The organism is Stenotrophomonas sp. FR010, from assembly GCF_047520755.2.
Classification (GTDB): domain Bacteria; phylum Pseudomonadota; class Gammaproteobacteria; order Xanthomonadales; family Xanthomonadaceae; genus Stenotrophomonas; species Stenotrophomonas sepilia.
Genome location: NZ_JAXBQT020000016.1, coordinates 1 through 18133, shown reverse-complemented (window position 1 = coordinate 18133; position 18133 = coordinate 1). Strand labels below are relative to the sequence as shown.

Sequence of the window (18133 nt, the reverse complement as noted above, 5' to 3'; positions counted from 1 at the left end):
CCCATGATCATCTCCGCCTCCACCGATTACCGTGCTGCTGCCGAACGCCGGCTGCCGCCGTTCCTGTTCCACTACATCGATGGCGGCGCGTATGCCGAGCACACGCTGAAGCGCAACGTTTCCGACCTGTCCGACATCGCGCTGCGCCAGCGCATCCTGCGCAACATGTCCGACCTGAGCCTGGAAACCGAGCTGTTCGGCGAAAAACTGGCGATGCCGGTGGCGCTGGCGCCGGTCGGCCTGACCGGCATGTATGCGCGGCGCGGCGAGGTACAGGCGGCGCGCGCGGCCGACAGCCGCGGCATCCCGTTCACCCTCTCCACGGTGTCGGTGTGCCCGATCGAGGAAGTGGTACCGGCCATCCAGCGGCCGATGTGGTTCCAGCTGTACGTGCTGCGCGACCGTGGCTTCATGCGCAATGCGCTGGAGCGTGCACAGGCCGCCGGCGTGACCACGCTGGTATTCACCGTGGACATGCCGGTGCCGGGCGCGCGCTACCGCGATGCACACTCGGGCATGAGCGGCCCGAATGCCTCGCTGCGCCGCATCGGCCAGGCCATCACCCATCCGCACTGGGCGTGGGACGTGGGCCTGTTCGGCCGCCCGCATGACCTGGGCAACATCTCCACCTACCGCGGCAACCCGACCGGGCTGGAGGATTACATCGGTTGGCTGGGCAGCAACTTCGATCCCTCCATTTCGTGGAAGGACCTGGAGTGGATCCGCGAATTCTGGAAGGGCCCGATGGTGATCAAGGGCATCCTCGACCCGGATGACGCACGTGATGCGGTGAAGTTCGGTGCCGATGGCATCGTGGTCTCCAATCACGGTGGCCGCCAGCTGGACGGCGTGCTGTCCACCGCGCGTGCGTTGCCGGCCATCGCCGATGCGGTGCAGGGCGATCTGAAGATCCTCGCCGATTCCGGCATCCGCACTGGCCTGGACGTGGTGCGCATGCTGGCGCTGGGGGCCGATACCGTGCTGCTGGGACGCGCCTTCATCTATGCGCTGGCCGCGCAGGGCGAGGCCGGCGTGGCCAACCTGCTGGACCTGATCGCCAAGGAAATGCGCGTGGCGATGACCCTGACCGGTGCGCGCCGCATCGCCGACATCGGCCGCGATTCGCTGGTCAGCCTGCCATGAGCGGCCACGACGCCGTGCTGGCACAGTTGCGCGATGCGGTCGGCAATCGCCATGTACTGACCGGCGACAAGGCCACGCGGCGCTTCCGTCGCGGCTACCGCTTCGGCGATGGCCCAGTGCTGGCGGTGGTGCGTCCGGGGACGCTGCTGGAACTGTGGCGCGTGCTGCAGGCAGCGGTGCAGGGCGGCGCCGCGATCATCCTGCAGGCGGCCAACACCGGGCTGACCGGCGGCTCGACCCCGGATGGCGATGACTATGGCCGGCCGATCGTGCTGGTCAGCACGCTGCGCCTGACCGGCATCCAGTTGTTGAACGAAGGCCGGCAGGTGCTGTGCCTGCCTGGCGCGACGCTGGACCGCCTGGAGCAGACGCTGGCCCCGCTGGGTCGCGAACCGCATTCGGTGATCGGCTCGTCCTGCATCGGCGCCTCGGTGCTGGGCGGCATCTGCAACAACTCCGGTGGCGCGCTGGTGCGACGTGGCCCGGCCTACACCGAGCTGGCGCTGTATGCGCAGGTCGATGCGCAGGGCCAGTTGCAGCTGGTCAACCATCTGGGCATCGCGCTGGGTGACACGCCCGAGCAGATCCTGCAGCGCCTGCAGGCCGGTGACTACACGGCCGCCGACGTGGGCGATGGCGACGGCCGTGCGGCTTCCGATCCACGCTATGCCGAGGAAGTACGCAAGGTCGATGCCGATACCCCCGCACGTTTCAACGCCGATCCCAGCCGCCACTTCGAGGCGGCCGGGTCCGCGGGCAAGCTGGCGGTGTTCGCGGTGCGCCTGGACACCTTCGAAAAGGAGGCCGCCGAAGTCTTCTACATCGGCAGCAACCGCACCGACAGCCTCACCGCGATCCGCCGCCAGCTGCTGACCGGCTTCGAGCGCCTGCCGATCGCGGGCGAGTACATTCACCGCGATGCCTATGACATCGGCGAGCGCTACGGCAAGGACAGCTTCCTGCTGATTGATCGCCTCGGTACCTCTCGTGTGCCCGCGGCGTTCGCATTGAAGAGCCGCATCGATGGCTGGTTCGAACGGCTGGGCCTGCGCGGGGTGACCGACCGGGTGATGCAGGTGCTGACCGGCCTGCTGCCCTCGCACCTGCCCAAGCGCATGGGTGAGTTCCGCCAGCGCTATGAGCATCACCTGCTGCTGAAGGTGTCCGCGCAGGACGCAGCGCAAACCGAAGCCTGGCTGCGCGATTTCTTCGCTGGCCACGAAGGCGGCTATTTCCACTGCACGGCCGAGGAGGGGCGCAAGGCGTTCCTGCATCGTTTCGCCGTAGCCGGTGCCGCGGTGCGCTACCGCGAAGTGCATCGTGAGCAGGTGCAGGACATCGTCGCGCTGGATATCGCGCTGCGACGTGACGACGCCGACTGGTTCGAGCAGCTACCACCTGATATCGACGCCCGTCTGCTGCACAAGCTGTATTACGGGCACTTCCTGTGCCACGTGTTCCATCAGGACTACATCGCGCGCAAGGGCGAAGACCCGATGGCGATCGAGCATGCGATGTGGGCGCTGCTGGACAAGCGTGGCGCCGAGTATCCGGCCGAGCACAACGTCGGCCACCTGTACCCGGCCAAGCCGGCGCTGGCCGGGTTCTACAAGCAGCTGGACCCGAGCAATACGTTCAACCCGGGCATCGGCCAGACCTCGAAGGCGAAGGGGTGGGGCAGCTGCGATTGCAGTGGGCATTGAGGACGGAAAGGGCAGTCGAGCATGGCTCGACGCTACCAGGGCGATGCCGGGCAGGCCCGACGCCGTCCGGGTAGCGGTTACCATCGGAATCCCAGCCACAGGAGCCGCACATGCCTTCCATTCCCGTCCGCGCCGCCCTGTGCGCTGCATTGCTGGCGACCCCGCTGCTGGTGCTGGCACAGTCTTCTATCCTGCCGCAGCAGCGCGATGCCGCCGGCAACGTGATGGAACCGCTGGGGCAGGTGCTGATCGCGAGTGAGACTGGACCGTCGGGGCTTTATGACTGCACGCGGGACGGCAACTGGTGCGTGCGCGTGCAGCCGGTCGCCGAGGAGGGTGACCGGCCGAGCGTGCTGGAAGTGCTTGAGAAGGTGCAGGGCCAGGGCAAGCCACACACCTACCACGTCAGCATCGACGTGCCGCAGGAAGCCGACCTGTCACTGTGGCCGTGGATCGTGCGCCTGGCGCCGGGCGTGGGCAGCGACGAAACAGTGACCGACCCGCAGCAGCGCGCCCGCCAGAATGTGCTGGTAGGCGGCATCGTCAAGTTCAGCACCATGTACTCCGGTGGAAGTGCGGACGCGTCCACGCTGCAGTTGGCACGCGTGCGCCACCTGCAGGACGACATCCAAGTGGACGACGACGTGCTGACCGTGCCATGGCTGGGCAATGCGATGATCCGCGCCTGTTTCAGCGAGCAGGACATGAAGCAGCGCGCAGGCGCCTGCCACGACGAATACGGGTTCTCGGCCAAGCTCGGGCTGGATCCGGTGGCCGAGGGCATGCCGGTGCTGCGCTACCAGACCGTGGCGACCCGGTTCCCGGCGGGTGTTTCGCGCTTCGAGGATTCGCTGGCCAGGGGCCCGCTGAAGAAGAAGGACCTGCGCACCGAGCAGGACCCGGCGTGCAGCTACACGCGGCTGTTCTGCTTCAGTGATGGGGTGTTCAACCCCGACCAGGCGCTGCCGGACTGCGCGGGGTATACCGAACCCTGAGCCCTGGAGAGCCGAGCCATGCTCGACTCGGGTTCTCGCGTGGCCCGACCGCAGAGTAGCCGAGCGTGGGCTCGGCTCTACGAAAACTGAGGCGGCGCTTACTCGCAGCGGGTAGCGGTGATGATGTTGTCCTTGTCCACGAACACGCGCAGGCGGTCCTGGCGGATGTCCTTGGTGGTGATGGTGCTGGGGCCGATCGGGTTGACCAGCCCGGCGCCGCTCTCGCGGGACAGGCGGCGGATGTTGGGTTCGTTGGCCGGCTGGCCGATCGCCCAGCCCAGCTGGCTGGCATCGCAGTGCCCGGTACCCTTGACCTGCGGGCCAGGGGTGCTGACGCAGGCCGACAGCAGCAGGGCCGACGCAGGCAGTAGCAGGGACAGACGGAAGGCGGACATGCGAGCGCTCCTGCGCAGGGAAGATGGGCGGAACGATAGCACCCGTCGCGCGAAAGGCGTCAGCACTCCGGTCATTGCCGGCACAGCGTGGTCATTGCATAGTGGCAGGGATGGCTGGCAGCGCGCCAGCGGGCAGGCCGGGCCATTCCGGTGCAGGTGTTGGATACGCTATGACGGCAGGCAGTTTGCGCGACAAGCGCAGGGCGAGAAGGGTACTGGCAGTGTCGGTGCTGGGCGTGGCGTTTGCCGCCTCTGCCATCGAGCCGGCGCCGGACGCCGTTGCGGAAGCGCCGGTGTTCGGTGCCTGGCGCAACCTGCAGACCGAGGCAGGCTATGCACCCGCTCAGCGCAACCTGGCGTTCGCGATGCTGCCGCAGGCCGCCACTCGTGGCGATCGATTCGCCATTGTCGATCGTGAGGGCAAGCGCGCGGTGTGCTGCCTGCAGGTGGCCAGCCCGTCGCTGGGCGTGGCCGCACTGCGCGAGCAATACCACCTGCCACAGGCCTGGGTGACCGACCTCAGCAATGGCCGCAGCCCGGCACGCCCCTACCTGCCGCATGTCTATGCGATGCAGCGCGTGGATGAACTGGCTGACTATGGTTTCACCGATGTGCCGGGGGCCTACAGCGACCTGGGTGGGCTGCTGATTCCCGAAGGTGCCGCGCTGGAGGCCGATGGCAGTGCCGTGCGCCTGGGGGATGAGCGCTATCCCCTGCATTTCCAGCGCCAGCCGCACGCCGAAGATGATGGCGCACTGGACCGCTACACCCTGCAGGCGGGCGAGGGTGTGGCTCCGATCGTGGTTGAAGTGCCGTTCGGCACCTACTGATTGCAGCACCGCACTGGCTAGAATGCAGCGCGGCGCCGCCTGCCGTGCCTGTTCCGTGAGTCGCCGCCGTGTCCCTGCGCCCGTTGCTGCTGTCGCCCCTGCTGCTGTTGTCCGCCTGTGCGAGCGCGCCGCCTCTGCCGCCCGTCCATTCCGATGCGCTGTGGCGTCTGATCGAGCGTGACTGCCAGGCAGCTGACGGCCCGCGCGGCAGCTGCCTGCGGGTGGAGACGGCAGCCGGCCGCCGTGACGTGCTGGTCAAGGATGCACACGGTGACTACCAGTTTCTGCTGATGCCGCTGGACAAGGTAAGTGGCATCGAGAACCGCGGTCTTTACCAGCGTGGGGCGCCGAACTACTTCGCTGCGGCCTGGCAGGCGCGCAGCCACACCGAACAAGCCTTGCGGCAACCGCTGCCGCGCAACGTCGCGAGCCTGGCATTGAACTCGCCGCACGGCCGTTCGCAGCACCAGCTGCATATCCACGTGGATTGCCTGCGTGGCGACGTGTTGCAGGCGTTGGACGTGCATGCCGCTGCCCTGGGCAGCCAGTGGTCACCGTTGCCGGTGCCGCTGCGCGGTCATCAGTACCAGGCCCGCCTGTTGCCGGGCGCGGAACTGACCGCCAATCCGCTCAATCTGCTGGCCTATGACCTCGCCGGCGTGGACGACGTGGGCCAGTGGAGCCTGGTGGTGGCGGGACGGGATCCGGTGCAGGGTGGCCCGGGTTTCATCCTGCTGGCCACCCGTGTGGACCCCGGCACCGGCAACGAGGCCAGCGCTGAAGAGCTGCAGGACCACGCCTGCGCAGTGCTGACCGGCGCAGGTGCATCGCTGGAGCGGGTCCGCTAACTCTCGGGGTGCTGGCGGCTGCGCCAGACCGGCGCGGTCAGTGCCAGCAGCTGGCGATCCTGCCAACCGTCCAGATCCAGGTGGTGGTCGCGCAGCAGCCCTTCCTGTTCGAAGCCGAAGGCGTGCAGTGCAGTGGCGAACGGGCTGCTGCAGTCCGGTGGCAGCATCACGAACAGGCGGTGCACGCCCACATCCTCGAAAAGGAACGGGCACAGCGCCCGCAGCGCTGCATCCGCGTGCGGGTGCCAATGCTGCAGCGACAGCAGCTCGGCGCAGCGCGTATGCAAGCACTGCAGGCGGACATGCAACTGGTCCAGCACGGTGCCGTGCTCGTCATCGAATACCCCCAGCATCAGCTGATCGTTGTCCTGCTCCAGCCGCGAGCGGTGCATGTGGGCCAGGAAGCGGGCTTCCTCGTCGATACCCGCCGGATGGCGTCGGCCGCGCCGGCGGCGATCATCGAACAGGCGCCAGCGCGGCAGGTCGGTACGCTGGAACGGGCGCAGGGTGACCGGTGCGGCCTGCAGCTGCAGCAGGTGACGGCGCAGCACCGGCCGCAACGGGGGGAGAAGCGAGGTGGGATACGGGATCATCATCCCCGGCACGATGGCCGTGCCCGCCTCCCTGCACCATTCAAAACATTGCAAAAATGCGGTGAGCGGAGCCGGGGGTCTGATTCGGTTCAGGCATAAGCCCATCAGGGCTGGTCATTTCCGTTGAAACCACCCATTCAGGACACTTTCGTTACGGGATCGTTATGTGCCGCACAGGCCACGGCTCCCCCGTACCACCCGCCCACTCCCCCAGGAAGCCCATGTCCGCCTCCCACAAGGCGTTGCGCCCGCGTCCGCTGGTGCTCGCGCTGTCGTCCCTGATGCTGGTCTCGCTGCCGGCCTTCGCGCAGGAAAGCGCACCCACCACATTGCAGGAAGTGAAGGTCACCGGCTCGCGCATTCCCCGTGCCAGTGTCGAGGGGCCCTCGCCGGTGACGGTGATCAGCCGCGAGCAGATCGATGCGCAGGGCTACCGCAATGCCTTCGACGCGCTGAGCGCGCTGACCGAGAACACCGGCAACGTGCAGGGCGAGGACTTCGGCAATACGTTCACACCGGCCGCCAACACCATCAACCTGCGTGGACTGGGTCCGAACCGCACGCTGGTGCTGGTCAACGGCCGCCGCCAGGCCGACTACCCGCTGGCCTACGAGGGCTCGGTGAACGTGGTCAACCTCGCCAACATTCCCAGCGCCCTGATCGAGCGCATCGAGGTGCTCGCCGCGGGTGCGTCGGCGGTGTATGGCTCCGATGCCATCGCCGGCGTGGTCAACATTATCCTCAAGGACCGCTTTGAAGGCGTGGACGTGAACGTGCGCGCCGGCGGCACCCAGCAGGGCGGGGGTGACAACCAGCGGGCGCAGGTGGTCGGTGGCAGTTCCGGCGAGCGTTGGGATGCGCTGTTCGGCTTCGAGTTCGACGTGCGCAAGGCGATCCACGCGCGCCAACGCGACTTCATGGATTCACTGGACGATGATCCGGCCGGCAAGGCGCCGCAGGCGACCGCGATCGCCTATCGCCGCAATGCTGCCACCGGCCGCAACATCGATCCGGGCGTGAGCGGCTGCGACGCAGCGTCGGGCATTTATGGCGGCAGCGTGTTCCGTGCCAACAACCCGCGCCAGGGCTGGTACTGCGGCAGCAACGAGGCCGCCGCCAGCTACTGGACCGTGCAGACCCAGAAGCGCAACCTCAATGGCTATGGCCTGTTGACCTTCCACGTCAACGACACCACCGACCTGTTCGCCGATGTCGCCGTGGGCAGCGCGCGCATCTACAACAACACGCGTGCGCCGACCTGGACGTCGTCACGCAACTACTTCTACAACCAGAACAGCGGGAACCTGGAGAGCTGGTACCGCCGCTTCGCGCCGGAGGAAATCGGTGGCCTGCCGCGCAATGCCAATCGGTTCCTGGAGAACTCGTGGTCGTTCAACCTGGGCGCGCGCGGCCAGATCGGCGACAGCGGCTGGGACTACGAGGCGGTCTACAGCCGTTCGCGCTACGAGAACCGCACCCGTCGCCCGGTGCTGCTGGCCGGCATCAACGAGTACCTGCTGGGCCCGAAGCTGGGCGTGCGCAATGGCGTGGAGGTCTATGCGCCGGACCCGGTGCGCCTGTTCAAGCCTTTGACTCCGAACGAGTACGAGGGCCTGTCCGACTATCAGGAAAGTCGCAACGCGGCGTGGCTGCAGACCTTCAGCGCCAGCGTCAATGGCCGCCTGTTCGCACTGCCGGGCGGCGATGCTGCGCTGGCGGCGGTGGTCGAGGCCGGCAGCCAGGGCTACCGCAACCGCCCGGACCCGCGCCTGGGCACCGGCGAGTTCTGGAACACCAGCGCCGGTATCGGTGCCGGCGGTGATCGTGATCGCTATGCGGCCGGCGTTGAACTGCAGTTGCCGTTGCTGCAATCGCTGACCACCACGCTGGCCGGCCGCTACGACCAGTACCGCGCAGGCGGCGAGCACATCGGCAAGGCGACCTGGAGCTTCGGCGTCGAGTTCCGCCCGATCGAGAGCCTGTTGATCCGCGGCTCTGCTGCGACCAGCTTCCGTGCGCCGGACATGAACTACGTGTTTGCCACCGAGACCCGCGGCTACAACCCGGGCATGACCGATTACTGGCGCTGCCGTACTGCAGGCCAGTCGTACGACAACTGCGACTACAACGGCCTGTCGATCGACTACAGCAACCGTGCCAACGCACAGCTGCAGCCGGAAACCGCCAAATCCTATGGGTTCGGCGTGGTCTGGTTGCCGCTGTCCGGGCTGGACTTCAGTGCTGACTACTACGACATCCGCATCGACAATGAGGTCACCAGCCTCGACACCAGCCGTATTCTTCGTGATGAAGCCGATTGCCGCCTGGGACGCACGTTGGGTGGCGAAGCGCGCGATATCAGTTCACCGCTGTGCCAGGACGCGCTGTCGCGGGTGATCCGCAACCCGTCCAATGCCACGGTGCAGCCGGACCAGGTAACCCGCGTGCTGATCAATCCGATCAACGCGGCCTCCGAGTCGGTGCGCGGCCTGGACCTGAAAGGCAACTGGCGCTTCGACGCCGGCCGCTATGGCCGCTTCACCACGCGCCTGGCCTATACCGTGGTGCTGGAGCATAAATACCGGCAGTTCTCCGATGATCCGGAGCGTGACATCCGCAATTCACTGGATGACTACCAGTGGCGCAGCAAGGCCAATGGCAGCATCACCTGGAACCAGGGCGACTGGACCACCACGCTGTACGGCAATCGTTTCGGTTCACTGCCGAAGACCGATGGCAGTGGCCGCATCGCGCCGTACATGACCTACAACGCCAGCGTGTTCCGCCAGTTCGGCGAGAACCTGTCGGTGGGCGTGATCGTCAACAACCTGCGTGACAGCCGCCCGCCGGCGGACAGGAACGGGGGCGGCTGGCCGTTCTACCCGGTCGGCAACTACGACCCGTATGGCCGCCAGTACTGGCTGCAGCTGGACTACCGGTTCCGCTGATCGGGCGGGCAGACAGAAGGCCCGGCAATGCCGGGCCTTCTGCTGTCTAGACACCGCGGTCATGGCGCGCGCCGGTCGGCTAGGGCAGGGCCTGTTGCAGGTACGACTCGATGACGTAGCTGAAGGGCTGCTGCTGGCGATCGCGTAGCAGCGCGCGCACTTCCAGGACCACGCCGTCGTCGCCTTCGCCACGCGGTGGCCAGAACGTCTGGTCAGCCAGGGTCTGGCGCTGGAAACCGAGCGGGCCGACCACGCGGCCAAAGGGTTCGTCGGTGCTGTCCAGCACCTGGTTCATGGCCGGGCTGAGATGGTCCGGCAGGTACCAGTTGTCGGCCTCGGACAGCACGCGGCTGCCACAGACCAGCTGTACCCGGCGGTAGCGCAGCGCGGTGCCAGGCTGCGTCGCACCCAGCGCCTGCAGCACATCGGCAGGGGCAGGCTTGTCCTGGCCATGCACACGCACCGCGCGCACCCGCGCCTGTTCGGCCAGGCCGTGTTCGGCGCACCAGTGTTCCAGGGTGGCGGTGGCGCTCTGCCCGGACAGCACACGCTGGTGCAACCGCTCGACGAGGGCAGCCGATGCGATGCGCTGTTGGCCCGGCGGCGCCTGCAGCGGCGCGGTGGCGGCCGTATCGGCGGCGGACAGGCTGGCCATCGGGGCAGCAGCGAGCAGGGACGCGGCCTGCCAGCGGCGGAGGCGATCGTGGCGGTCGGACGGGCCCATGCGGCATCACAGCGGAAACAGGTGCCTATGGTACCCGTTCAGGCGTGTGCACGGCGTGGCTGCGAGCTCCGTCGCAACCGCGTTCATCGGATTGGTGAATATGTGGCATCCAGATATTTCGTTGGCCGATGGCAGCGCGGGCGCGCAGGATGGCGTCATGACTAGGCTTTCCGGGAGTTTCCGATGACGCTTCAGTTCGTCCGTGGCGGTGTAGACCGCTACGGCGCGCCACTGCATTTCCATATCCGTGACGGCCGCATCAGTGGCCTCAATGGCGAGGCCTCGCCGGCCGACGGGGCGGAATGCGTCGACCTGCAGGGCTTCGCGGTCCTGCCCGGGCTGGTCGACGGCCACATCCATCTGGACAAGAGTTTTGTCGGCGACCGCTGGCACCCGCATCAGCCGGTGAACAGCCTGCGTGAGCGGCTGGCGGTGGAGAAGGCCGCGGTAGCGGGTGCCGCGCCGATGGTGGACCGTGCCGAGGCATTGATCCGCCAGTGCAGCAGCTTCGGCACGGTGGCCATGCGCTGCCACGTCGACATCGACGGCAGCACGGGCCTGCGTCATCTCGAGGCGGTACGCGAGGCCTCGCTCCGCTGTGCCGGCCTCATGCGCATCCAGCTGGTAGCGTTCCCGCAGGCCGGGGTGATGTCCTGTCCGGGTACCGCCGCCGTGCTTGAGCAGGCCCTTGCAGCGGGCGTGGAGGTGCTGGGAGGCATCGACCCGACCACGCTGGATGGCGATGCCGAAGGCCAGCTGGCACTGCTGTTCGGCCTGGCCGAGCGCTATGGCGTGCGCCTGGACATCCACCTGCACGAGCCCGGCGAAACCGGACTGGCCCAGTTGCTGCGCATTGCCGCGCGGACCCGGGCCGCTGGCCTGCAGGGGCGGGTGGCGGTCAGTCATGCCTACTCGCTGGGCGAAGTGCCGCTGGCGCGCGCGTTGCAGGTGGGCGAGGCGCTGGCGACGGCGGGCGTAGCGATCATGAGCAACGCGCCGGGGGATCATCCGTTCCCGCCGCTGCGTGCGCTGCATGATGCCGTCGTGCGCGTGTTCGCTGGCAATGACAACATCCGTGACTGCTGGTGGCCGTACGGCAACGGCGATCTGCTGCAGCGGGCGACGCTGCTGGGCTACCGCTCGGGCTTCTACACCGATGCCGACCTGATGCTGGCGCTGGACATGGTCACAACCCATGCTGCACAGGTGATCGGGCTGCCGCAGCACGGCATTGCCGAAGGCCTGCCGGCCACCTTCGTGGCGGTGCGCGCCGATCACGGTCCGGCGGCCGTGGCCGCAGTGCCGGTGGAGCGACGCGTGGTGGTGGACGGCCGCTGGCTGTAGATCCAGGCCGCGCCAACCTCTGTAGCACCGAGCCATGCCCGGCGGTTTTCAGGCGTAATCGTCGGCGCGGGTAGCGACGAATTCTTCCAGCCACGCCAGCAGATGGGCGATGTCGATGACCTCGCCCTGCTCCACGCGCTTGAGCAGCAGGGTGCTGGCGCCGATCTGCAGGCTGCTGTCGGCATAGCGCAGCACCGCATCGATGCCCCAGGCATCGGTGACCTGCATCCAGGCCAGGCCCGGCACGCGCTGGGCCAGAATGTCACCGAACGCCACGCCCAGCGCTTCCCAGCCGCCGCAGTCGTCACGATCGATCAGTTCGGCATCGACCACGCGCTGCAATGTGCTGGCGGCCAGCGGCCATTGCACCGGCAACGTCGGGAAGCTGGCGGCCACGCGTGAGGCGATCCGTGCACGCTGGTGCTGCAGGTGCGTCTGCAGGGCTGCAGGCAGGGGATCGAATCGGGTCGGGGGTTGGTCGGACATGGCGAGGCGCCGTGGAGCACGGAAGCAGGGGGCACTGTACGAGGCGATGATTCCCGCCGCGCGGCAAGATTGATCAGATATCGATGATCAATGCGCGAAAGGCATCCACGCGTGGCGTGGATCTACCGTGGTCAGTCCGGTTCGCGCTGTACCTGCCGCCACAGCTCGCTGGCCAGTGCCCGCACCGCATCATCGGCATCGGCACGATGCAGCAGACCGATTTCGTAGTTGTCGATCACCGGCAGCCCGCGCTCGCCATCGATGATGCGGTGCTCGCGCGTGACCGCGCGGCGCGGCAGCAGGCTGACGCCGATGCCATCAGCCACCGCGCCCTGGATGCCACTCAGCGACGAACTGGTGAAGGCAATGCGCCAGCGCAGGCCCAGCGCTTCCACGGCGTGGATCATCTCGTCGCGGTACAGCCCTCGCGGCGGGAAGGTGACCAGCGGCAGCGGGTCCTGCTGCAGGCAGCTGCTGCGCAGGCTGTCGATCCAGTGCATCGGCTCGTGCCGGCAATGCACCGCCTGGCGGCTGTTGCGGCGTTGCTTGACCAGCACCAGGTCCAGCTCGCCGTGGTCGAAGCCCTGGGCCAGGTCACGGCTCAGGCCGCTGCTGATCTCCAGCTTCACCTGCGGGTGGCGGCGGCTGAAGGCGGCCAGCATGCGGGTGGTCTGCGGGTTGACGAAGTCTTCGGGTACGCCGATGCGGACCGCGGTTTCCACCGTCGCGCCGGCCAGCGCCTGTGCCATTTCCTCGTTCAGGTCGAGCATGCGCCGCGCATAGCCGAGCAGGGTGTGGCCGGCGTCGGTGGGGTGTACATCGCGGTGGCCGCGCTCGAGCAGGCGATGCCCGGCCAGTTCCTCCAGCCGCCGTACCTTCTGGCTGACCGTGGACTGCGTCGAATGCAGGCGCGTGGCCGCCGTGGTGAAGCTGCCGCAGTCGGCCACCATCACCAGCGCCCGCAGCAGGTCCAGTTCGAACAGGGTTCTATTCGATTTGGCACTGTCTTGCATTTGAACATTTCACTTCTGGATACCCAGGCCGACTTCTACCATGCGGGGCAGGGGCCGGCAATGCGCGGCCCCTGCGACCATCGCCCTGCGGCGATGGAGAAAAGGAGACACCGTGATGCGCTTCCATTGCCCTGCTGGCTGGCCTGCACCGTTCACGCGCGCGCTGCTGTTGTGCCTGCTGGCCATGGTCACCCCTGCCTGCACTGCCAGCTCCAGAGCTGACGCAGACGCGCGCCTGCGTGATGCCGCCAGCCGCGGCGATGCCGAGGCGGTGCGCGGCGCACTGGCCGAAGGTGCTGATCTGGAGGCGCGCGATGGCCAGGGCCGCACGGCGCTGCTGCTGGCCACGCAGGGCAACAACGTGGATGCCGCGCGCGAACTGATCGAGGCCGGGGCGGACGTCAATGCCAAGGATGCGCTGCAGGACAGTGCCTACCTGTATGCCGGCGCGCGCGGCCTGGATGAGATCCTGGCGATGACCCTGGCGCACGGCGCCGATCTGCGCAGCACCAACCGCTATGGGGGCACTGCGTTGATTCCGGCCGCCGAGCGCGGCCACGTCACCACCGTGCGCATGCTGCTGCGTGCAGGTGTGGCGGTGGACCACGTCAACCGCCTGCACTGGACCGCGCTGCTGGAAGCGATCCTGCTTGGCGACGGTGGTGAACGCCATGTGCAGATCGTGCAGCTGTTGCTGGAGGCCGGTGCCGACCCGGAGCTGGCCGACGGCGATGGCGTAACGCCACTGGCGCACGCGCGCCAGCGTGGCTATGCCGGCATTGAAACCCTGCTGCGCCAGCACGGCGCGGCGCGCTGAACCGCTACTCCTTCCACCCGCACGCTGGCCGTGCCTACCAGGATGCTGTCCATCATGTTCCGTTCCCGCCCGTTGTCCCTTGCCATCCTTCTTGCGGTGACGCCGCTGTCGGCATCTGCTGCCGAGCGCGCCGACCTGCTGATCCGCAATGCCATCGTGGTCGACGTCGAGCACGCCAGCACGCGGGCCGGGCAGAGCGTGGTGATCCGCGGCGAGGACATCGTCGCGGTGGGCCCGGACGCGCAGCTGCGCGGCCAGTGGAGCGCGGCCCGCCAGATCGATGCCAAGGGCAAATACCTGATCCCGGGCCTGTGGGACATGCATGTGCACTTCGGTGGCGGCCCGGCGCTGATCGAAGAGAACAAGGCGCTGCTGCCGCTGTACATCGCGCACGGCATCACCACCGTGCGTGACTGTTCCGGCGATCTGCCCGAGCAGGTGCTGCAGTGGCGTGGCGAGATCGCCAGGGGCACACTGTTCGGCCCGCGCCTGCTCAGCTCGGGCGCGAAGATCGAAGGCATCAAGCCGGTCTGGAAGGGCACGATCGAAGTGGGTAGCGAGGCCGACGTCGACAAGGCGATCACCCGACTGCAGCACGATAAGGTCGATTTCGTGAAGATCACCGACAGCACGCTGAAGCCGGATCTGTTCCTGTATTCGGCCAGCGCCGCGCGCAAGGCCGGCTTCAAGGCCTCGGGCCACATTCCGATGGCGCTGACGGTGGAGCAGGCGGTCGATGCCGGCCTGGCCTCGATCGAGCACCTGGACTACGCATTCAAGGCCGGCAGCAAGGACGAAGCGAAGATCGCCGCCGACTTCGGCGCCGGCCGCATCGACCGCGCGGAAGCCAATCGCCGCCTCGACGCCAGCTTCGACCGTGACACCGCGATGCACGCCTACCGTGATTTCGCCAAGCGCGGCGTATTCGTGACCCCGACCCTCAACGGTGGCCGTATCCTCGATTTCCTGGACCAGGATGACCACGCCAACGATCCGTACCTGGCCTACATCGGCCCGGGCCTGCGCGCGACCTACCAGTGGCGCGTGGACCGAGCCGCGAAGGCGACGCCGGCACAGATCGAGGCGCGCCACGCGCAGTACCACCAGGTGGCGGCCGTGCTGCCGTTGCTGCAGGAGGCGGGCGTGACGATCATTGCCGGCACCGATGCGGGCTTCCTCAACTCGTTCAACTTCCCGGGCATCGCCCTGCACCAGGAACTGCAGCTGTTCGTGAAGGAGGGTCTGAGCGCGCCGCAGGCGCTGTCGGCCGCAACCCGTTCCGGCCCGGCCTGGTTCGGCCAGATGGACCGCTACGGTGGTGTCGCGCAGGGCAAGGCCGCCGACCTGGTGCTGCTGACCGCCAACCCGCTGCAGGACATCGCCGCCACCGAGAAGATCGACAGCGTGATCCTGCGCGGCAACGTGTATGACCGCGCCGCGCTGGACAAGATGCTGGCCGACACCAAGGCCAAGGTCGCGGCGTGGAATGCAGAGGCGGCGAAAGCTGACTGATTGCGGGGTTGGACGGAATCCACGCATGGCGTGGATCTACCGTACCCTCAGTAGATCCACGCCATGCGTGGATGATGCGGCCGGTGACCTAGCGCGGTGCCGGCCGCATTCCGTGCAGCTGCGGCAACGCGGCCTTCATCGCATCGATGAAGGCGCGCAGCCGTGGCGGCTGCTGGCGCGCGGCAGGAAACACGACGTGGACCGGCAGTGCCGGCGCCTGCCAGTCCGGCAGCAGCTGCACCAGCCGTCCTTGTGCGAGGTCGTCGGCCACCAGCCAGGCCGAGACCACCGCTGCGCCCAGCCCGGCGCGTGCAGCCTGCTGTACCACGAACAGGTTGTCGCTGAGCAGGCGCGGGCTGATCGAAAGGGTATGCGCGCGTCCCTGCGCGTCATGCAGCAGCAGGCGTTCGCGGTAGTAGGTGACCAGCGAGATCCACGGCAGTGACTGTGCCTGTTCCGGCGTGCTGACCGCCGTGGCGTCCACCAGCGAGGGCGCTGCCACGACGATGCGCGGCACTTCCGCGAGCGGCAGTGCCACCATGCGCGGTTCGTCGACTGGGCCCACCCGGACCGCGCAGTCGATACCTTCGGCGATGAAATCCGGGCGCCGATCTTCCAGGATCCACTCCAGGCTCAGCTGCGGGTGCTGGGCGAGGAATGCGAGCATGGTCGGCAGCAGCTGCGCCTGGCCAAAGGCGTGCGGCACCATCACCCGCAGGCGTCCGCGCAGCGTTTCCGGTTCGCCGTTCAGTTCGGCCTGCAGCGACTCCCATTCGTCGACCACGCGCTGCGCATGACGCTGGCAGCGCAGGCCGTCCTCGGTCAGTTGCAGGCCATGGGTGGAGCGCTGCAGCAGGCGCAGGCCGAGCTGCCGCTCCAGTGCCTGCAGGCGTCGGCTGACCGTCGGCTGGGTGGTGCCCAGCTGCAGGGCCGCAGCAGACAGGCTGCCGGCATCGACGATGCGCAGGAAGGTGCGCAGCAGATCCAGGCGATCAGCGCCGGTGGCGAGGTCATTCATGCGTGTGGCGTATGAAGTATATGTGCCAGAGCCTACTACAGACGTTTGGCGAATACAGGCAGGATACGCCCACTTCCTCTACGGGGCTCCCCCATGTCTACCCCCTCGCTGTCTGTTGCGGCCGCACCGGCGACCGTGCCTTCCGCCCCATTGGTGCTGGCAATGGCGGCCGGTGCCGGCTTCTCGGTCGCGTCGCTGTATTACAGCCAGCCCATGCTGGGCCTGATCGCGCAGGACCTTGGCGCCGGTGAGCGCGCCGCCGGCCTGGTGCCAACCCTGACCCAGCTCGGCTACGCACTGGGCATCCTGCTGCTGGCACCGCTGGGCGATCGCTTCGACCGCCGCCATCTGATCCTGTTGAAGTCCGCGCTGCTGGCGCTGGCACTGGGCGCCGCCGCGATGGCCGGGCACCTGCCGGGCCTGTTGATGGCCAGCCTGCTGGTCGGGCTGATGGCAACGCTGGCGCAGGACATCGTTCCCGCCGCTGCGGTGCTGGCACCGGATGCGCAGCGCGGCCAGATCGTCGGCCGGGTGATGACCGGCCTGCTGCTCGGCATCCTGTTGTCGCGGGTGGTCAGTGGTGTGGTGGCTGAAGCGTGGGGTTGGCGCACGCAGTTCGTGCTGGCGGCGGTATCGGTGGCGGCGATGGGCGCGGTGATGGCGCGTGCACTGCCGCGTTTCGCGCCGACCAGCACGCTGCGCTATCCGGCGTTGCTGGGCTCATTGCTGGCGTTGTGGCGTGAGCAGCCGCAGCTGCGACGTGCAGTGGCCAGCCAGTCGCTGCTGGCGGTCGGCTTCAGTGCGTTCTGGTCGACCCTGGCGCTGATGCTGCATGCCCGCCTGGGGCTGGGCAGTGCGGCGGCGGGTGCGTTTGGTATTGCGGGTGCGGCCGGTGCATTGGCCGCGCCGTTTGCCGGCCGTTTCGCTGATCGACTGGGGTGCCATGCGGTGGCACGGCTGGCGATTGCGGTGGCGCTGCTGGGCTTCGGCCTGCTGCTGGCCGAAGGCTGGTTGCCGGCCGCCGCGCTGCTGCCGTTGCTGGTGGTGAGTGCGCTGCTGTTCGACTTCGGCTTCCAGTCGGCGCTGGTGGCGCACCAGACCCTGGTCTACGGCCTGGTGCCGCCGGCACGCAGCCGGCTCAATGCGCTGTTGTTCACCGGCATGTTCATCGGCATGGCCGCCGGCGGTGCGCTGGGCAGCCTGGCGCTGGCGCAGTGGGGGTGGCACGGCGTGGCCTGGCTGGCGGTGGTGTGTGCGGGGGGCAGCCTGGCACTGCGTTTGAAGTAGGGGGTTGTTCGGCAGGGCTTGCAGCCCTGCACCTGCTGGAGGCAACAGCAACAGCAACAGCGGGGTTCCTGTAGGGAGGCGGGGTGGGTCCGGTTGCGGGGGACGCCGTGAATCCCCAGTCCGGCCCAGCCGCTGGCGGCTGGGCGTTCGGGCGCTTGCGAAGCAATGCTTCGCAAGCGAAGCGCCCTCACCCATGGGGGCTCGGTCGCGCCATCCATGGCGCTCACGCCCCCGCAACCGGACCCACCCCGCCTTCTGTTGGAATGGCTCTTGGGGTCAGATCCGTTTTCCGGAGGAAAACGGATCTGACCCCTGATTGATTTCGATATCTGACAGAAGTGTCGACCAAGGTCGACACCTACCAACCGCCATCGGAATCTGTCAGAGGTGGGGCGGTGTCGGAGTGCGGGGTGTCAGCCGCATGGATGCGGCTGCCAAGCTTACAGGGACGTACTTGCAGCGTCCCCGCACTCCGAC

General features: G+C 67.7%; 16 protein-coding genes. 10 read left to right on the top strand and 6 right to left on the bottom strand.

The window, feature by feature from the left end; genetic code table 11:
• Positions 1–3: 3 nt before the first annotated feature.
• The 3 genes from lldD (at position 4) to ACM0PK_RS15010 (ending at position 3841) form a co-directional block, all read left to right on the top strand.
• Positions 4–1143 (top strand): FMN-dependent L-lactate dehydrogenase LldD, encoded by a 1140-nt coding sequence (gene lldD / locus ACM0PK_RS15020; protein ID WP_088497346.1) that lies wholly within the window; start codon positions 4–6, stop codon positions 1141–1143.
• Positions 1140–2846, top strand: coding sequence for a D-lactate dehydrogenase (gene dld / locus ACM0PK_RS15015; RefSeq protein WP_252744303.1), 1707 nt, complete (start codon positions 1140–1142; stop codon positions 2844–2846). The genes lldD and dld overlap by 4 nt, the downstream gene beginning before the upstream one ends.
• Positions 2847–2956: 110 nt before the next feature.
• A complete protein-coding gene (locus ACM0PK_RS15010; protein WP_414607674.1) occupies positions 2957–3841 on the top strand; it encodes a hypothetical protein in 885 nt (294 codons plus the stop codon).
• Between the two features lie 98 nt (positions 3842–3939).
• Here the strand turns inward: ACM0PK_RS15010 and ACM0PK_RS15005 are convergent, their stop codons facing one another.
• Positions 3940–4236, bottom strand: coding sequence for an I78 family peptidase inhibitor (locus ACM0PK_RS15005; protein WP_414607675.1), 297 nt, complete (start codon positions 4234–4236; stop codon positions 3940–3942).
• 170 nt (positions 4237–4406) lie between these two features.
• Between ACM0PK_RS15005 and ACM0PK_RS15000 the strand changes: the two genes are divergently transcribed.
• Together ACM0PK_RS15000 and ACM0PK_RS14995 are read left to right on the top strand one after the other, a co-directional pair.
• Positions 4407–5066 carry a decarboxylase gene (locus ACM0PK_RS15000; protein WP_414607676.1) on the top strand — a complete coding sequence of 220 codons (660 nt, stop codon included), beginning with the start codon at positions 4407–4409 and terminating at the stop codon, positions 5064–5066.
• 68 nt (positions 5067–5134) lie between these two features.
• Positions 5135–5914 (top strand): CDP-diacylglycerol diphosphatase, encoded by a 780-nt coding sequence (locus ACM0PK_RS14995; protein ID WP_088497342.1) that lies wholly within the window; start codon positions 5135–5137, stop codon positions 5912–5914.
• Here ACM0PK_RS14995 and ACM0PK_RS14990 read toward each other — a convergent pair.
• Positions 5911–6510: a GNAT family N-acetyltransferase gene (locus ACM0PK_RS14990; protein ID WP_072167476.1), complete on the bottom strand. Its 600-nt coding sequence runs from the start codon at positions 6508–6510 to the stop codon at positions 5911–5913. The two genes, ACM0PK_RS14995 and ACM0PK_RS14990, sit on opposite strands and share 4 nt — an antisense overlap.
• A gap of 218 nt (positions 6511–6728) precedes the next feature.
• On the opposite strand from ACM0PK_RS14990, the gene ACM0PK_RS14985 reads away from it, so the two are divergent.
• Positions 6729–9455, top strand: coding sequence for a TonB-dependent receptor plug domain-containing protein (locus tag ACM0PK_RS14985; RefSeq protein ID WP_414607677.1), 2727 nt, complete (start codon positions 6729–6731; stop codon positions 9453–9455).
• Between the two features lie 79 nt (positions 9456–9534).
• On the opposite strand, the gene ACM0PK_RS14980 is transcribed toward ACM0PK_RS14985, so the two are convergent.
• The gene (locus ACM0PK_RS14980) at positions 9535–10179 is read right to left on the bottom strand and encodes a hypothetical protein (RefSeq protein ID WP_072167478.1); all 645 of its coding nucleotides are present in this window, start codon (positions 10177–10179) and stop codon (positions 9535–9537) included.
• A 183-nt stretch (positions 10180–10362) separates the two neighbouring features.
• Between ACM0PK_RS14980 and ACM0PK_RS14975 the strand changes: the two genes are divergently transcribed.
• Positions 10363–11523: an amidohydrolase family protein gene (locus ACM0PK_RS14975; protein WP_414607678.1), complete on the top strand. Its 1161-nt coding sequence runs from the start codon at positions 10363–10365 to the stop codon at positions 11521–11523.
• A gap of 48 nt (positions 11524–11571) precedes the next feature.
• Here ACM0PK_RS14975 and ACM0PK_RS14970 read toward each other — a convergent pair whose 3' ends face one another.
• Together ACM0PK_RS14970 and ACM0PK_RS14965 are read right to left on the bottom strand one after the other, a co-directional pair.
• The gene (locus ACM0PK_RS14970) at positions 11572–12009 is read right to left on the bottom strand and encodes a DUF3806 domain-containing protein (protein ID WP_005417026.1); all 438 of its coding nucleotides are present in this window, start codon (positions 12007–12009) and stop codon (positions 11572–11574) included.
• A gap of 131 nt (positions 12010–12140) precedes the next feature.
• Entirely contained in the window at positions 12141–13022 is an 882-nt protein-coding gene (locus ACM0PK_RS14965) for a LysR substrate-binding domain-containing protein (RefSeq protein WP_005417024.1), read from the bottom strand.
• A gap of 115 nt (positions 13023–13137) precedes the next feature.
• Here ACM0PK_RS14965 and ACM0PK_RS14960 point away from each other — a divergent pair, with 115 nt between their 5' ends.
• Both ACM0PK_RS14960 and ACM0PK_RS14955 read left to right on the top strand, forming a co-directional pair.
• Positions 13138–13839, top strand: coding sequence for an ankyrin repeat domain-containing protein (locus ACM0PK_RS14960; RefSeq protein WP_414607679.1), 702 nt, complete (start codon positions 13138–13140; stop codon positions 13837–13839).
• Between the two features lie 54 nt (positions 13840–13893).
• Positions 13894–15351 (top strand): amidohydrolase family protein, encoded by a 1458-nt coding sequence (locus ACM0PK_RS14955; RefSeq protein WP_414607680.1) that lies wholly within the window; start codon positions 13894–13896, stop codon positions 15349–15351.
• Positions 15352–15439: 88 nt separating this feature from the next.
• On the opposite strand, the gene ACM0PK_RS14950 is transcribed toward ACM0PK_RS14955, so the two are convergent.
• Positions 15440–16369, bottom strand: a complete 930-nt coding sequence (locus tag ACM0PK_RS14950; protein WP_005417015.1) for a LysR family transcriptional regulator — start codon at positions 16367–16369, stop codon at positions 15440–15442.
• A gap of 93 nt (positions 16370–16462) precedes the next feature.
• Between ACM0PK_RS14950 and ACM0PK_RS14945 the strand changes: the two genes are divergently transcribed.
• Positions 16463–17656 (top strand): MFS transporter, encoded by a 1194-nt coding sequence (locus ACM0PK_RS14945; RefSeq protein ID WP_072167484.1) that lies wholly within the window; start codon positions 16463–16465, stop codon positions 17654–17656.
• Positions 17657–18133: the final 477 nt, after the last annotated feature.

Coding starts and splice junctions, on each gene's coding strand:
- lldD (WP_088497346.1), top strand. CDS start 4: ATGATCATCTCCGCCTCCACCGATTACCGTGCTGCTGCCGAACGCCGG.
- dld (WP_252744303.1), top strand. CDS start 1,140: ATGAGCGGCCACGACGCCGTGCTGGCACAGTTGCGCGATGCGGTCGGC.
- ACM0PK_RS15010 (WP_414607674.1), top strand. CDS start 2,957: ATGCCTTCCATTCCCGTCCGCGCCGCCCTGTGCGCTGCATTGCTGGCG.
- ACM0PK_RS15005 (WP_414607675.1), bottom strand. CDS start 4,236: ATGTCCGCCTTCCGTCTGTCCCTGCTACTGCCTGCGTCGGCCCTGCTG.
- ACM0PK_RS15000 (WP_414607676.1), top strand. CDS start 4,407: ATGACGGCAGGCAGTTTGCGCGACAAGCGCAGGGCGAGAAGGGTACTG.
- ACM0PK_RS14990 (WP_072167476.1), bottom strand. CDS start 6,510: ATGATGATCCCGTATCCCACCTCGCTTCTCCCCCCGTTGCGGCCGGTG.
- ACM0PK_RS14985 (WP_414607677.1), top strand. CDS start 6,729: ATGTCCGCCTCCCACAAGGCGTTGCGCCCGCGTCCGCTGGTGCTCGCG.
- ACM0PK_RS14980 (WP_072167478.1), bottom strand. CDS start 10,179: ATGGGCCCGTCCGACCGCCACGATCGCCTCCGCCGCTGGCAGGCCGCG.
- ACM0PK_RS14975 (WP_414607678.1), top strand. CDS start 10,363: ATGACGCTTCAGTTCGTCCGTGGCGGTGTAGACCGCTACGGCGCGCCA.
- ACM0PK_RS14970 (WP_005417026.1), bottom strand. CDS start 12,009: ATGTCCGACCAACCCCCGACCCGATTCGATCCCCTGCCTGCAGCCCTG.
- ACM0PK_RS14965 (WP_005417024.1), bottom strand. CDS start 13,022: ATGCAAGACAGTGCCAAATCGAATAGAACCCTGTTCGAACTGGACCTG.
- ACM0PK_RS14960 (WP_414607679.1), top strand. CDS start 13,138: ATGCGCTTCCATTGCCCTGCTGGCTGGCCTGCACCGTTCACGCGCGCG.
- ACM0PK_RS14955 (WP_414607680.1), top strand. CDS start 13,894: ATGTTCCGTTCCCGCCCGTTGTCCCTTGCCATCCTTCTTGCGGTGACG.
- ACM0PK_RS14950 (WP_005417015.1), bottom strand. CDS start 16,369: ATGAATGACCTCGCCACCGGCGCTGATCGCCTGGATCTGCTGCGCACC.
- ACM0PK_RS14945 (WP_072167484.1), top strand. CDS start 16,463: ATGTCTACCCCCTCGCTGTCTGTTGCGGCCGCACCGGCGACCGTGCCT.